Origin of the sequence: Kitasatospora misakiensis, from assembly GCF_042656005.1 — a bacterium.
Taxonomy (GTDB): Bacteria; Actinomycetota; Actinomycetes; order Streptomycetales; family Streptomycetaceae; genus Kitasatospora; species Kitasatospora misakiensis.
The window spans coordinates 1-14,431 of record NZ_JBHSOF010000009.1 but is presented as its reverse complement, the minus strand read 5'-3'; the positions used below and the strand labels follow the sequence as shown (position 1 = coordinate 14,431).

Annotated in this window: 16 protein-coding genes; 13 read left to right on the top strand and 3 right to left on the bottom strand. The window is 75.9% G+C overall.

The window, feature by feature from the left end; genetic code table 11:
• Positions 1-17 precede the first annotated feature (17 nt).
• The 3 genes from ACFP3U_RS09805 to ACFP3U_RS09795 form a co-directional block, all read right to left on the bottom strand.
• Entirely contained in the window at positions 18-1,295 is a 1,278-nt protein-coding gene (locus tag ACFP3U_RS09805; RefSeq protein WP_380225069.1) for an MBL fold metallo-hydrolase, read from the bottom strand.
• 253 nt (positions 1,296-1,548) lie between these two features.
• The gene (locus ACFP3U_RS09800) at positions 1,549-2,001 is read right to left on the bottom strand and encodes a MaoC family dehydratase (RefSeq protein WP_380224926.1); all 453 of its coding nucleotides are present in this window, start codon (positions 1,999-2,001) and stop codon (positions 1,549-1,551) included.
• Positions 2,002-2,168: 167 nt separating this feature from the next.
• Positions 2,169-2,600, bottom strand: a complete 432-nt coding sequence (locus ACFP3U_RS09795) for a pyridoxamine 5'-phosphate oxidase family protein (protein ID WP_380224925.1) — start codon at positions 2,598-2,600, stop codon at positions 2,169-2,171.
• 280 nt (positions 2,601-2,880) lie between these two features.
• Here ACFP3U_RS09795 and ACFP3U_RS09790 point away from each other — a divergent pair, with 280 nt between their 5' ends.
• The 13 genes from ACFP3U_RS09790 to ACFP3U_RS09730 form a co-directional block, all read left to right on the top strand.
• Positions 2,881-3,783: a hypothetical protein gene (locus ACFP3U_RS09790; protein WP_380224924.1), complete on the top strand. Its 903-nt coding sequence runs from the start codon at positions 2,881-2,883 to the stop codon at positions 3,781-3,783.
• Positions 3,784-4,065: 282 nt separating this feature from the next.
• On the top strand, positions 4,066-4,545 hold the full coding sequence (locus ACFP3U_RS09785; protein ID WP_380224923.1) for a hypothetical protein: 480 nt from the start codon (positions 4,066-4,068) through the stop codon (positions 4,543-4,545).
• On the top strand, positions 4,539-5,489 hold the full coding sequence (locus ACFP3U_RS09780; RefSeq protein WP_380224922.1) for a hypothetical protein: 951 nt from the start codon (positions 4,539-4,541) through the stop codon (positions 5,487-5,489). The genes ACFP3U_RS09785 and ACFP3U_RS09780 overlap by 7 nt, the downstream gene beginning before the upstream one ends.
• 64 nt (positions 5,490-5,553) lie before the next feature.
• Complete coding sequence (locus ACFP3U_RS09775) at positions 5,554-6,450, top strand: SAF domain-containing protein (RefSeq protein WP_380224921.1); 897 nt, start codon at positions 5,554-5,556, stop codon at positions 6,448-6,450.
• A 1-nt stretch (position 6,451) separates the two neighbouring features.
• Positions 6,452-7,729, top strand: coding sequence for a CpaE-like family protein (locus ACFP3U_RS09770; RefSeq protein ID WP_380224920.1), 1,278 nt, complete (start codon positions 6,452-6,454; stop codon positions 7,727-7,729).
• The gene (locus ACFP3U_RS09765) at positions 7,719-9,371 is read left to right on the top strand and encodes a CpaF family protein (protein ID WP_380224919.1); all 1,653 of its coding nucleotides are present in this window, start codon (positions 7,719-7,721) and stop codon (positions 9,369-9,371) included. The genes ACFP3U_RS09770 and ACFP3U_RS09765 overlap by 11 nt, the downstream gene beginning before the upstream one ends.
• A complete protein-coding gene (locus ACFP3U_RS09760) occupies positions 9,368-10,384 on the top strand; it encodes a type II secretion system F family protein (RefSeq protein WP_380224918.1) in 1,017 nt (338 codons plus the stop codon). The genes ACFP3U_RS09765 and ACFP3U_RS09760 overlap by 4 nt, the downstream gene beginning before the upstream one ends.
• Positions 10,381-11,259, top strand: a complete 879-nt coding sequence (locus tag ACFP3U_RS09755) for a hypothetical protein (protein ID WP_380224917.1) — start codon at positions 10,381-10,383, stop codon at positions 11,257-11,259. The genes ACFP3U_RS09760 and ACFP3U_RS09755 overlap by 4 nt, the downstream gene beginning before the upstream one ends.
• 85 nt (positions 11,260-11,344) lie before the next feature.
• Positions 11,345-11,635 carry a hypothetical protein gene (locus ACFP3U_RS09750; protein WP_380224916.1) on the top strand — a complete coding sequence of 97 codons (291 nt, stop codon included), beginning with the start codon at positions 11,345-11,347 and terminating at the stop codon, positions 11,633-11,635.
• Between the two features lie 38 nt (positions 11,636-11,673).
• Positions 11,674-12,051 carry a TadE family protein gene (locus ACFP3U_RS09745; protein ID WP_380224915.1) on the top strand — a complete coding sequence of 126 codons (378 nt, stop codon included), beginning with the start codon at positions 11,674-11,676 and terminating at the stop codon, positions 12,049-12,051.
• On the top strand, positions 12,048-12,548 hold the full coding sequence (locus tag ACFP3U_RS09740) for a TadE/TadG family type IV pilus assembly protein (protein ID WP_380224914.1): 501 nt from the start codon (positions 12,048-12,050) through the stop codon (positions 12,546-12,548). The genes ACFP3U_RS09745 and ACFP3U_RS09740 overlap by 4 nt, the downstream gene beginning before the upstream one ends.
• Positions 12,549-12,742: 194 nt before the next feature.
• Positions 12,743-13,219: a hypothetical protein gene (locus tag ACFP3U_RS09735; protein WP_380224913.1), complete on the top strand. Its 477-nt coding sequence runs from the start codon at positions 12,743-12,745 to the stop codon at positions 13,217-13,219.
• On the top strand, positions 13,219-14,431 hold a 1,213-nt coding region (locus tag ACFP3U_RS09730), incomplete at its 3' end, for a LysM peptidoglycan-binding domain-containing protein (RefSeq protein WP_380224912.1). The genes ACFP3U_RS09735 and ACFP3U_RS09730, both read left to right, overlap by 1 nt.

Here is a 14,431-nt window from a genome sequence, read left to right as displayed (position 1 = left end):
GCTCACCGGGAAGCGGGTCAGACCGGAACGCCGTCGTCCTCGGCCGTCACCCTGGGCCGCGACCCGTCGGCACCGGACGTCGTGGCACCGGACGTCGTGGCACCGGACGTCGTCGGACCGGACGCCGTCGCGCCGGACGTCGTCGCGTCGGCGGCGCCGGCCGTGCTCGCCGGTCCGCCCGGCACCACCAGCGGCGCGACGTCCTGCGGCAGTGCGGCCACCGCCCGCCACCAGCGCCGCAGCGCGGGCGGCTCGGCCGGCTCGAAGGGCTTGCCGGGCCGCGGCACGGCCAGCCGGGCGCCCTGCGCCCGCGCGGCGGCGACCACCCGCTCGGCGGGCTCCTCCCACGGGTGCGGGGCCAGGTTGAAGGTGCACCAGTGGATCGGCAGCAGCACCTCGCCGCCGAGGTCCAGATGCGCCCGCACGCCCTCCTCGGGCGTCATGTGCACCTCGGGCCAGAAGTCGCTGTAGGCGCCGACCTGCACCATCGTCGCGTCGAACGGGCCCAGCCGGCGGCCGATCTCGGCGAAGCCGGCGAAGTACCCGGTGTCCCCGCTGTGGAAGACGGTCCGCCCGCCGCCCGCCACCACCCAGGACGCCCAGAGGAAGAGCGGGCTGGTGCGCGGGCCGCGGCTGCAGTAGTGCCGGGCGGGGGTGGCGGTCAGCGTCAGGCCGGCCACCTCGGCCGACTCCCACCAGTCGAGTTCGACGATCCGGCCGGCCGGCACCCCCCAGTGCTCCAGGTGCGCCCCGACCCCGAGCGGGACGGCGAAGGTCGCGCCGGTGCCGATCAGCGCCCGGATCGTGCCCATGTCGAGGTGGTCGTAGTGGTCGTGGGAGACCACCACCACGTCCACCTCGCCGAGTTCGGAGAGCGGCAGCGGCACCGGGTGGAGCCGCTTGGGCCCGGTCCAGGCGAACGGCGAGCAGCGCTCGCCCCAGACCGGGTCGAACAGCACCCGGCGCCCGCCGATCTCGGCGAGCACGGTGGCGTGGCCGAGCCAGGTGAGCCGCAGGCCCGAGGCGGGCGGTTCGGCGAGGTCGACCGGCAGCAGCCGGTGCAGCGGTACGGCGGCGGCCGGGATCCGCCGGGCGCGGTCGGCCGCCAGCTGGGCGCGGGTGATCTCCAGCGGGCTGCGCTCGTAGACCAGCCGGCGGGTCGGGACGGGGTTGCGGAAGGCGCCGTCGACGAACTGCGGCGAGCGGCGGATCCGCGCCAGCCGCTCGCCCCGGGGCTCGGCACCGAAGGCGTCCGTCCGGACCCGGTGCCAGGCCGCGCGGGGGAGCCCCGCCAGGCCGGGGGAGGCGGTGAGGCCCGGGGCGGTCAGGGCCGAGGACAGGCCGGGGACACGGGAGTACCACGGGGCGGCTGGGCGGGGCACGGCACCTCCAAGGACGGCGACGGATACCTGGCATGCCGGGGCGCGCACCGCCGACGGGGACGCCGATTCGGTACGACAACCATCTCGTCGGAGGTTACTCGTGCTCGGCCCTCCGGACCCGGCGAGCGGCGGCCGCCGTCCGCCGACCAGGGGCCTTCCCCCGTGATCAGGAGTAGAAACGGGTGATCGTCTCGGCGACGCAGTGCGGCTTGGCGCTCTCCGCGCTGGTGATGGTGAACCGGACCACCGCCTGCACGCCACCGGGCACCTCGGTGGCCGAGACCAGCTCGGCGGTCGCCCGGATCGCCGTGCCGACCGGGACCGGCGCGGGGAAGCGGACCTTCTCCGAGCCGTAGTTCAGCGCCATCCGGACGCCCTCGACGCCGTAGCACTCCTTCGCCAGCACCGGGATCATCGACATCGTGAGGTAGCCGTGCGCGATGGTCGAGCCGAACTGGCTCTCCTTCGCCCGCTCCGGGTCGACGTGGATCCACTGGTGGTCGCCGGTGGCCTCGGCGAACAGGTCGATCCGCGCCTGCTCGACGGTGTGCCACTGGCTGGTGCCCAGCTCGGTGCCGACGGCGGCGGTCAGCTCGGCGAGGGAGGCGAAGATCGTCACGGGACGCTCCTGGGAGGGCGGGCGGGGCGACTGCGGTCGCGCTGCGGTGGTGCGAACTCCGCAGAGTATGCCTACTCGCCGGTCACCTGTCAGGGGTCCACGGGAAGCGGGGTGGGGCGGGGCCGGGAAGGGCCGGCCCCGGGCCGGGCTCGGGGGGCGCCGGTGCCTCAGGAGTGCCGGACCGGGCGGCCGGCCGCGGAAATCCGGCGCCCGCTGATCAGTTCGGGCGCCAGCGCGACGAACACCGGGTCCGGCTCGCCGACCCAGGAGCGCAGCCCCGAGCGCAGCGCGCGGAGGATCTGCTCCGGATCCCGCAGGATGTCCGCCCGGCCGTGCACCAGGACGCTCCAGCCGCTCCGGGTGTCCGGGTCCAACCGGTCGGCCTGGAAGGCGACGACGGTGCCGTCCAACCGGCGCGCGGTGGCGCTGCCCCGGCGCACGGCGAGCAGCAGGCGCCCGTCCGGGGCGACCTCGAAGGCGACCGGCAGGACGGCCGGCAGCGCGTGCTCGGTGTACACCACGCGTCCGACGGGCACGGTGCTGAGCAGTCGCAGGCACGCCTCGGCGCCGAGTTCCTCCGGTTCGTCGTCACGGTCCATGGATCCGATCGTCCCCCTGTCACGGACGGGCCGACAGGGCCCATGGTCCCTGAGCGGCGGGGCCTTGCGCCCGTCCAGGGGGCCCGGCGTCGCGGCGGTGGGCGACGGGCGGTGGGCGACGGGCGGCGGTCGGGGGTGCCGGAAGGCCCGGCGGTGACGGTGCGGGGCGGTAGCCTGCCCGGCGGTGGCACCGGGGCGCACCGGGTGTGCCGCGAGGTCCGGAGCGGACGGCGGAACGGTTCGGCGGCCCCGGGGGACCGGGGCCGGGCAGGAGGGGGCGGTGCGGGTGGCAAGCGGGATCGATCTGGTGGTGCTCGGCGCGGATGCCGGGCCGGACCGCGCTTTCGGCGGTTCGGCGCAGGCCGCCGAGGGCGCCCGGCAACTGGCCGAGGTGCTTCCCGGGATGTGCTTCGACGCGGGCGCGGCCGGCAGCCGCGTCACCGCGGTGGAGCCGGGCGCGGACGCCAACACCATGCTCACCGCCGTCCGGGAGGCCGCCGCCCGACCGGGCCGCTGGCTGCTGGTCTGCCTGGTGGGCCAGTTGGTGGCCGACCCGCGCGGCCGCCGGCTCGCCCTGGTGACGGCGGGCTCCACCCCCGACAACGCCTACCGGCGCGGGCTGGCCTGGGACTGGGTGGTCAGCGCGATGGTGCACGGCGACCAGGAGGAGGCGCTGCTGCTGGTCGACGCGGTGGTCGACAAGGACACCTGGGCGGCGCTGGAGCGCGGTGGCGGCGAGGACGGCGCCGGTGAACTGCTCAGCTACTCGCGGGTCCCGCTCTGGGGCCGGATCGGCCGTCACGCGCCCGGCCGCTACACCCCGGGCAGACGCGGCCGGGAGGCCGTCCTGCCGGGCGGCCCGGGATCGTTCAGCCGGGCGCTCACCACGGTGCTCCGGCAGGGTGTCCCGGGCGCGCCCGCCGCCGTCGGGCCGCACGAGCTGCAACCGGCCGTCGGCGCGCTGCTCGACGGCGGCGCCCAGCAGGACGGGAGCGGCGCCGGTGCGCCCCCGCACTCGGGGGAGGCGCCGGGGGTGCGCCTGCTCGTACCGCCGGAGGGCGGGCGCCTGTTGATGCGCAATCGGGCCGCGGTTCGGGGTGCATTGGCCGGATTGTCGCTTTCCGAAGAACTGTTGGCTCTTCTGTGGCGGGAAAGTGCCCCGACGGATCCTCCTTCCGCGTAAGGTCAGGAGGCCCCAGGTGTTGCCGTGAAGGCTCGGTTTGGCGAAGAATCGATGCTCGCGAGGCAACACCGGCGGGACTGCGGAATTCTTCTGGCGGCCCCGGACCACACCCGGGACCGGCTGCGACGAGGTGGGGCGATGCGGCAGCGCGGAATTGTGTTGCGCCCTGGGGCGGTTGGGGTCGGTGGGCTGATTCTGGCGTTGCTGCTGGGGGGATGTTCGAGCAGTGGAGCCGGTGGTTCCGCCGATCGACTGGGGACGAATGCGCCCACGGTTGCGGCGGTGACTCCGGTAACCCCTTCGGGTGGTTCGGCAAACGTCGGGAACGCGCCGACCGACGGGCCCGAAGGCGCTTCCGCGCGCGACGCGGTGAGGGCGTATCAGAACTGGTGGCAGGCCCAGGTGGAGGCCTACGGACGGACGGACTCGGACGGCTCCGGCTTCCGGACCTTCGCGTCCGGGCAGGCGCTGACCGACGCCCTCGTCAACCTCAAGCAACTGCACGAGGCCAAACTGGTGATGACGGGCGAACCGCGGAATTCCCCGGCGGTGAAGTCCCTCGATCTCAGCGCCGATCCGAACACCGCCGTGATCGAGGACTGCCTGGACGTGTCCGGATGGCACCAGGCGGACGCCGTGACCCACGCGGTAAAGGACCCGCCCGACCGGCTCGGCCGGTACGTGGCGACCGTTTCCCTGCGACAGTTCCAAACGCGCTGGCTGATCAACGAGTTCAAGCGGGAGGTGGGACGGACATGCTGAAACCGGTACGGCGATGGGTGATCGGCGCACCGTTGTTCGCCGGATTACTGATGGCGCCGACGGGCCTCGCAGTGGCGGATCCGGACCCCACCGGGGGTGCCACCCGCTGCCACGTGAACGCCATCTGCTCCGGGACGAAGGAGACCAGCACTCGGCCGCCGCGCGGCGGCGGTGGGGGCGGTGGTGGGACGGGCGGAACCGGCGGCGGGACGCAGGTCTGCTCCTACAACGGCCAGGAATTCGCCTGCAGCGACCCCGAACTCGGCTGGTTCAGCGCCTCGACCGGCTGCTACTACCGGCTCGTCACCCCGCCGCCCCCGGAAGGGGACCCGCGCTGGCAGGGGCACAAGCCGAGCGACGGCGGCGTCTACAACCCGACCTGTGTCCAGAGCGACGGCACCCGCAGCGCCGCCCCGGCGGAGTTCCACGCCCAGCCGCCCGCCGGGCCGCCGCCGGACAACCCGGTGGAGATCGCCAACGAGGCTGCGGAGCGGATCGACTTCCCGGACCCGGTGCCCGGCGTCGCCCCCGAGGGCACCTCCGTGGTGGGCGCGCCGGTCTGGTTCTGGCTGGCCAACCCGCAGCCCCCGGCGGCGAAGACCGCGCAGGGCAACGTCATCTCGGTGACCGTCACCCCCCGGCTGAAGAGCCTGGAGTGGCACCTGGGCGACAAGCTGAACGTGAAGGACGAGACGGTCCTGACGTGCACGGGCCCCGGCACTCCGTACGAGCCGAAGTACGGCGCCACCCCGTCACCCACCTGCGGCCACGTCTTCACGACCGGCTCCGGCACCCGGAAGGACGGCCGCTTCTACGGCACCCTCACCGTCCACTGGGTCGGCGAGGTCACCGTGAACGGCGGCACCCAGACGGTGGCGCCGATCCCCCTGGAGACCACCGTGCGCCTCCAGTTCCCGGTGGCCGAGGTGCAGGTCCTCAACTAGGCGGCCGGACCCCGCCGTACGCACAGCAACGACCGACGAACGACGCGAGGAAGGCCGAAGCCCGGTGGAGAACCGTACCTTTGCCACGCCCGGCTCCGGCACGTCCGCCACGGCGACCGCGAGCAGCACCGCGACCGCGCCCGTGGCCGTGCCGGAGCAGGGGCGCGGCGCCCCGCGCACCCCCGGGCGGGCGCTCGGCGCGCGGCGCAGGCGCCCCGCCGTGCTGGCGATGGCGGTGGCCCTGATAGCCGCCGGCGGGCTGGGCGGGGCGGTGCTCTACAACAGCACCGGCCAGCGGATCACCGTGCTGGCGCTCGCCCGGGACGTGCCGTGGGGGCAGACGCTGACCGACGGCGACCTGGTGGCCGTCCGGATCGCGAGCGACCCCGCGCTCAAGCCGCTGGACGCCGCCGACCGGGCCAAGGCGGTCGGCATGCGGGCCACCACCGACCTGCACCGGGGCGGGCTGCTGACCAGGTCGGACCTCGCGCAGTCGCTCGTCCTGAACCCGGGGCAGCTGCTCGTCGGCGTCTCGGCCCGGCGCACCCAGCTGCCGGCCACCCGGCTCCAGCCGGGCCTGCCCGTGATCGTGGTGTACACCCCGGACGGGGGCCGGGCCGACACGCTCGCCGCCACCGTCTACACGGTCGGCCGGGTGGACACCGACGGCAGCCAGGTCTTCGACGCCGTCGTGAACGAGGCGGACGCCGGGCGGCTGGCGGCCTGGGTGGCCACCGGGCGGATCCAGGTGGTGCTCGCCCCGCGTCCCTCCGCCGCCTCGCCCGCCGCCGGCGCCCCGACGTCGGGAGCCCCGGCCTCCGGAGCCCCCGCCACGGGCGCGCCGACGTCAGGCGCCCCGACGTCCGGAGCCCCGACCGCCGGCGCTCCCGCCGCCACCGGCGCCCCGGCGGCCAACCGCCCCGCCGGCACCGGCGCGCCGACCGGGGCGGGTGGGAACTGACATGGCCGTCATCGCGGTGGTCGGCGCGCCGGGGGCACCCGGCGCCACCACGACGGCGCTGGCGCTGCTGCTGGCCTGGCCGCTGCAGCCCGGCCGCCGGATCCTGCTCGTCGAGTGCGACCCGGACGGCGGCGCCGTCCTGGCCGGTGCCCTGGAGGGCCGGGTCGAGGCGGTCTACGGGCTGCGCAACCTCGCCGTGGCCGACCGGCGCGGGCTGCTCGCCCAGGCCCTCTGGGAGCAGCTGATCGACCTGTCGCCGGAGGGCAACGCCGAACGCCTGCTGCTGCCCGGCCTCACCGACCCGACCCAGGCGCCCGGCCTCGCCTACACCTGGGAGCCGCTGATGGAGGTGCTGCACGGGCTGGAGTCGCAGGGCTACGACGTCCTCCTCGACCTCGGCCGCTCCGGCGCCACCGGCATCAGCGCGGTGCTGGCCCGCCGGGCCGACGTGGTGGCGGCCACCGTGCGCACCACCCTGCGCGGGCTGAGCGCCGCCCGACCCCGGCTCGCCACGCTGGCCGAGGACCTCGCCACGGCCGGCACCGGCGCGGACGCGCTGGGCCTGCTGCTGATCGCCGAGGGGCCGTACTCGGGGGCCGAGGTGTCCCGCGAGTTCGGGCTGCCCGTGCTGGGCCTGCTTCCGCACGCGCAGCGCACCGCCCGGGTGCTGTCGGACGGCGGGGACGTCACCGACCGGCGGTTCGTCCGCTCGGAGCTGATGCGGACGGCGCGGTCGGCGGCGGACGAGATCCAGTTGACGATCCGCCGGCGGCGCCAGCGGCTCGCGCCCGCCGCGGCGCAGCCCGCCCAGCTCGCGCCGGGGGCGTCGGGACCCGGGCCCGCACCGGCCGGGCCGCAGGCCGAGGGGGCCGGGTACGAGTACGCCCACCCCGCCGCCGCTGCGGCGCAGCAGCCCGCGCAGCCCTTCGGCCAGCCGAACCAGCAGCCGTACGAGCAGGCGTACGAACAGCCGTACCCGCAGTCGTACCAGCAGCCGTACGGGCCGGTGCCGCCGGTGATCACCACCGGTCCGGTGGCGCCGCTCGCCGGGCTGGCGCCGCAGCCGGCCGCCCCGGCGCCGTTCCCGGGGCACGGCGGCCCGTCCTACCCGGACCCGTCGTCTGCGGACCCGGCCCACACCGCCCCGGCGTACGCCGACCCCGGTTACCCCGGTGCGACCGTGCCGGGTGCCCAGCCGTACCCCGCGCCCGGGCCGGTCGGCCCCGGCGCCGTGGTCCGGGACGAACCTGTCGACGGGGAGGTGCTCCGTGCGCGGTAGTCCGCTGCACCAGCAGCCCGTGACCGACCCGGCCGCGCTGCCCTGGTCGACGCCGCTGCCCGGCCCGGTCGGGCCGATGACCACCGGGCGCGTCGCCCCGGGCCCGACGGCCCCCGGCCCGGCGGCCCCCGCCGACCGGACCCAGGCCGCGCCCACCACGGCCACACCCACCACGGCCCCGCCCACCACCGCCGCCACCCCCACCGCCGTCCCGTCCGCGCTGCCCTCGCTCGACCGGCGCGGCGCCGGCACCCGCCCGGCCGTCGACCCCGGGGTGGCGCGCGAGCTCAAGCGCCAGGTGGCCGCCGAACTGCACCAGCAGATCACCCGGTTGACCGCCGGCTCCGGCACCGAGCCGGACCGCGCCACCCGCCGCCAGCGCGGTCGCGCGCTGATCGAGGAGGCCGTCGCCCGCTGGTCCGACGCCTACGCGCAGACCCACGGCATCCCGCCGACCCGGGAGCAGGACCGCGCGCTCGCCGAGGCCGTCTTCGACCTGCTCTTCCGGGCCGGCCGGCTCCAGCCCTACCTCGACGACCCGGAGATCGAGAACATCCTCATCAACGGCTGCGACGATGTCTGGGTCTCCCGGGTCCACCAGCCGCTGCGCCAGGTCCCGCCGGTGGCCGACAGCGACGCCGAGCTCGTCGAACTGCTCCAGGACCTCGCCCGCCAGCACGGCGGCGGCGAGCGCAGCCTCTCCACCGCCAGCCCGACGCTCGCCCTGCGCCTGGAGGGCGGCATGCGCCTCCAGGCGCTCACCGAGGTCACCCCGCGCCCGTACGTGGCGATCCGCCGGCACCGGGTGGCCTCGGCGACGCTGCCCGAGATGGTCCGGCTCGGCACCGTGGACACGACCCTCGCCGCCTTCCTGGCCTCGGCCATCCGGGCCCGGAAGAACGTGATGATCACCGGCACCCAGGGCGTCGGCAAGACCAGCCTGCTGCGCGCGATGGCCGCCGAGATCCCGCCGGACGAGCGGATCGGCACCCTGGAGTCGGAGTTCGAGCTCTGGCTGCACACCCTCGGCCATCTGCGCCAGGTCGTCCCGATGGAGGCCAGGGAGGGCAACGGCGAGCGGGTGGAGGGCCGTTCGGCCGGCGAGCTGACCATCGGCGACCTCATCCCGGCGGCGCTGCGGATGACGCTCTCCCGGATCATCGTCGGTGAGGTCCGCTCCGGCGAGGTCGTCCCGATGCTGCGGGTCATGACCAACGGCGAGGGCGGCTCGATGTGCACCCTGCACGCGCGCGGCCCGCACATGGTCGTCGACCGCATCGCCGAACTCTGCCTGGAGTACGGCTCGCACATGACCGACGCGCTCGCCTACCGGCTCACCGCCAACGCGGTCGACCTCATCGTGCACGTGGCGATGGTCGACGAGACGCACGTCGGCGGGCGCCGGCACCGCTTCGTCTCGCACGTCCTGGAGGTCGCCGGCCTCGGCGAGAGCGGCCGGCCGGCGCTGAACACCGTGTTCGGGCCGCGCCCCGAGCTGGGCGAGCCGCGCGCCGTCCCGCACACGCCGCCGCAGTGCCTGGACGACCTGCGCCGGGCCGGCTTCGACGCCTCGCTGCTCGGCTCCCGGTACGGCAGCTGGGCCGCGCCGCTCCAGCTGCGGATCGGCGGTGGTGCCCGATGATGCCGCTCTTCGTGCTCTGCGGCCTGGCCCTCGCGGCCGGTCTGGTCGCCCTGGTGGTCTGGGCCCGGGGCAGCGACCCGGCGGAGGAGCCGGGGGAGCGCGAGCCGCTCAACCCGCTGGCCACCCGGCTGCACGTGTTCTGGTACGGCGCGCCCGGCACCGCCTCGAACCGGATGGTGCGGCTGCGCCGCGTCCAACTGCCGCTCGCGCTGATCGGGGCACCGCTGGGCTGGCTGTTCACCGCCATCCCGCTGACCGTGCTGCTGGTGCCGCTGGCGGTGTTCGGCCTGCCCTGGCTGTTCGACGCCACCCGTTCGGACACCGACCGGATCGAACGGCTGGAGGCGCTCTCCGAGTGGACCCAGCGGATCGCCGACGTGCTGCTGCTCGGCGTCGGCCTCAACCAGGCCATCGTCACCAGCCGGCGCACCGCGCCCGCCGCGATCGAGGCCGAGGTGGGCGAGCTGGCCGCCCGGCTGCAGGCCCGCTGGCGGCCGGAGGAGGCGCTGCGGCTCTTCGCCGACAGCCTGGCCGACGCCACCGCGGACAAGGTGCTCGCCGCCCTGGTGCTGCGCGCCGGGGACAGCGGACCGGGCCTGGCCAGGGCGCTGGCCGACATGGCGGAGTCGGTACGCGAGGAGGTCCGGCAGCGGCGCGTCATCGAGGCCGACCGGGCCAAGCACCGCACCACCATCCGCTGGCTGGTCGGCATCATCCTGCTGGTCGTCACGGTGGGCTCGTTCAACGCCGAGTACACCCGCCCGTACAGCACGGCGCTCGGCCAGGTCGTGCTCGGCGTGGTCTGCGCGCTGTTCGTGGCGGTGATCGCCTGGATGCGCGCGCTGGCCTCGTACCCGCCGGTGCCGCGCCTGCTGGAGCCGGACCGGCGCAGCCGGACCGGCCGGTCGCGGCTGCGCCGGTCCGGCGGCGGGGACACCCCGGACGGCGCCGCCGGGCCGGTCCCGGCCGACGGCGCCGAGGGCACCGCGCGACTGCTCGGGGAGGCCCGATGATCTCCCCGTGGTCCGTGCTGGCCGGCGCCGTCGCGGCCAGCGGTGTCGCCATGCTGATCGCCGAACTCCGGCCCTCGCCGCCCGACCTGGGCCAGGCGCTGGACCGGCTGCACCGCACCCCCGCCGAGCGCGCCCCCGACCCGGACGAGCGGCCGCGCTGGTTCGACCGGATCGGCGAGCGCTCGGTCCGGCTGCGCGGGGTCCGGATCCCGGAGCGCGAACTCGCCCTGATCGGCCGCACTCCGGCCCGGTTCATGGCGCACAAGCTGCTCTTCGCCCTGCTCGGTCTTGCGCTGCCGCCGTACCTGGTGGTGGCGGCGCTGGTGGTCGACCTGGAGCTGCCGTTCGCCCTGCCGCTGGTGGTCGGGCCGCTGCTGGCCGGGCTGTTCTGGTTCGTCCCGGACGCGATCGTGCGGGGCGAGGCCAAGGAGGCGCGGGTCGAGTACCTGCACGGCATCGCCGCCTACCTGGAACTGGTGGCGATGGAGCGGGCCGCCGACCTCGGCCCGGCCGAGGCGCTGCGCCGGGCCGCCGCCGTCGGGCGCGGCGCGGTGTTCCGCCGGATCCGGGACGCGCTGGACCGGGCGGCCACCGACCGGCTGCCGCCGTGGGCCGGACTCGACGCGCTGGCCGTGGAGCTGGGCCTGACCCCGCTCCAGGACCTGGCCGACATCATGCGGATCTCCGGCACCGACGGCGCCGCCGTCTACGACACCCTGCGGGCCCGGGCCAAGGGCCTGCGGGGCGAGCTGCTGGCGGAGGACCTCGCCCGGGCCAACGCCGACAGCGAGCGGATGGTGGCGCCGGGCTCGGCGCTGACCCTGCTGATGACCGTCCTGATCATCTTCCCGGCGCTCTTCAAGATGCTCAACTGAGCCGCCCCGTCAAGGCGCTCGACCGAGCCACCCCGTCCCGGAGGCCAGCACCTCCGACCCCGCCCCTCACCCCTGGGAGAAGTTCGTGAAGACCCAACTCAAGCCGCTGGTCGGCCGACTGATCGGTACGACCCTGTTGCCGATCCAGTTCGCCCTGATGCTCTTCCAGTTCCGGATGGGCCGGGTCAAGGCCGCCCGGGCGCGCGGCGACAAGGGCGCCATCAGCATCGAACTCGCGCTCGCCGTCATCGCGCTGGTGGCCGTCGCGGGCATGGTGGTGTTCGCCCTGTACGCCCTCAAGAACAAGGTCGTCGACAAGGTCAACCAGGACCCGAAGTACGACGGTGGCGGCGCCGGGGGTCCGGGCACCCCGTGAACCTCCGTCGTCGTCTCCGCCGTTCCGACCGGGGGTCGATGAGCCTGAGCCTGGCCATCGTCTTCCCGGTCGTCCTGATCCTGGTGCTGGCCGTCGCCCAGACCGGGCTGTGGTGGTACCACCGCCAACTCGCGCTGAGCGCTGCCCGCGAGGGCGTCGACGCGGGGCGGACGCAGGGGAACCGGACCGACGAGCAGAAGAACGAAGCGGCGCGCCGGCAGGCCGACGACTTCCTGAACCGGCAGGGCAACCAGGACCACCGGGTCTTCACCGACGGCAGTTCGCCGGTGCTGATCCGGGTCACCGTCGAGGTGAAGGCCCCGGTGATCGTCCCGTTCATCACGCCGCCGACGGTCACCCAGTTCGCCGAGGCCCCGCGCGAGCGGTTCGTCCCCCCGGTGGTGGTGGGGCCGTGAACGCGGTGGTGCGGTGGTCGGGACGGTCGGCCGGATGGCCGCGCGGGTTCGTCGCCCGCCGGGCCGCCCGGTCCGGGCGTGGGCGGGACGGCGGCAGCACGGCCGTCGAGGCGGCGATCGTCGCGCCCGCCGTGGTCGCGCTGATCCTGGTCGCGGTCGCGGCGGGCCGGGTGCAGACCGCCGCCGGCACCGTCGAGGCCGCGGCGCGCTCCGCGGCCCGGACGGCGTCGATGGCGCGCAGCGTGGACGGGATGGACGGCGCGGCGAAGAAGGCCGCCGAGGACGCCATGCGGCAGCAGGGCGTGCACTGCCGGAGCAGCAAGGTCACCGTCGTGCACGGCGAACTGGTCAGCCACGGCGTGTCCTTGGCGAAGGTCGAGGTGACGGTGCGCTGCGAGGTCAGCCTGGGCGACCTGGTCGGGGGGCCGAACGTGTCGTTGACGAAGACGCTGACCGGTCGGTTCACCTCGGTGGTCGACCGGTACCGGGGCCCGTGAGGCCGGGGTGCGCCGCGGGGGGCTGGTGAGTCGAGTGGGTCGAGTGGGTCGGGATTGTGTCGGGTCGCGGGGTGGGCGGTGATGGGGCTGTGACGACGAGCCGGGCGGACGGGGATTGGGGAGCCGTCGGGCGGGGGAGACGCAAGCGGAGGGCGCCCTGGGGAGGGCGGATGAGCGGGTGGGGAGGGAACGCCATGGCACGCGCAGGCGCGGTGCGGCCGTTCCGTGCCCGGCTCGGCGGCCCCTTCGGCGGCCGTTCCGACCGGGGCGCGCTGTCGATCTTCGTCGCCATCTGCGCGGCCTACGTGGTGCTGGTCATCGCGCTGGTCATCGACGCCGGCGGCAGGCTGCGGCTCGCCGAGCGGGTCGACGGCTACGCCCAGGAGGCCGCCCGGGTGGCCGGACAGCAGCTCGACGAGGCCGCCCTGCTGCGGGGCGAGGGCTACAAGCTGAGGGCGCGGTCCTACGTCGTGGAGGCGGCCGACAGCTACCTCGCCGAGTACGGCCTGTCCGCCGCCGGCGTGGACTTCTCCCCCGACGGTGCCACCGTCACGATCACGGTGCAGGCCGAGTTCCGCCCCGTCCTGCTGGGCGAACTCGGCAAACGGAAGGTCACGGGCCGGGGGAGCGCCACCCTCGTCCACGGAGTCAAGGAAGCGGAGACCGACTGATGGCCGCGCCACGCGCCAAGGACCAGACCCGCGCCGGGCGTCCGGCCCGGGGTGTGACCGCCACCCCCGCGTCCGGCCGACGGCCGGCGCCGCTGCCGTCCCACCGGGCGGGTCCCGGTCCCGGTCCCGGCCCCGGCCCCGGCCCCGGCCCCCGACGCGGCCGGGGCGGGGCCGTGCTCGCCGCGCTCGCGGCCCTGATCACCCTGCTCGGCCTGCTCGTCGGCCTGCCCGCGCTGCTGCTGTACGGCACCCGGGCGGTCGCCGACATGGGCGAACTCGCGCCCGACGGCATCGGCGCGCTGCTCACCAGCCCCGACGACGGGCGGCTGTTCCTGTGGCTGCTGGTGGTGGTCGGCTGGGTCGGCTGGGCGTGCTTCGCGCTCTCCGTGCTGCTGGAGATCCCGGCGCAGCTGCGCGGCCGGGTGGCCCGGCGGATCCCGGCCTTCGGCTGGAGCCAGCGGGCCGCCGCCGGTCTGGTCGGCGCGGTCATCGCGCTGGTGCCGGTGGCCGGTTCGGCCTTCGCCGCCACCGCCGAACACCCGCAGGTCGCCGCCGCAGCGGCGCAGGTGGCGGGGGTCCAGCGGGCCGCGCTGACCGCCGCGCAGGCGGCCCCGGCCATCGCGCCCGCCGCCGACCAGCAGGCCACCTACACCGTCCGGGACAGCCGGCCGGCCGACAGCCTCTGGTCGATCGCCGAGCGCCAACTCGGCTCCGGCGAACGCTGGCTGGAGATCGCCAAGCTCAACGACGGTCGGGTGATGGACGATGCGGGCATCCGCTTCGACGCGGACCGGCCGATCCAGCCCGGTTGGAAGCTCGTCATGCCGGCCGACGCCAAGCCCGACGGGGCGACCCCGGCCCCCGCGCCCGCCCCCGCTCCCGCTCCTGAGGGCGCGCCGCAGACCGGCCCGGCCGGCGGTGCGGCCCAGGGCTCCGGCGCGGGTGCCGGCGGCGGCACCGTCACCGTGCGGCTCGGCGACAGCCTGTCGGCCATCGCCGAGCGCGAGCTGGGCGACGCGGAGGCCTGGCCGAAGCTGTTCGAGGCGAACCGGGGGGTCCAGGCGCCGGACGGTGAGCGGCTCACCGACCCGGACGTCGTGGTGCCGGGCATGGTCCTCAGCCTGCCCGGCGCGGCGGCCCCCGCCCCGGCGCCGGCCCCCGCCCCGGCCCCGGCGCCCCGGCAGGCCCGTCGCGCCCGCCGCACCCGCCGCC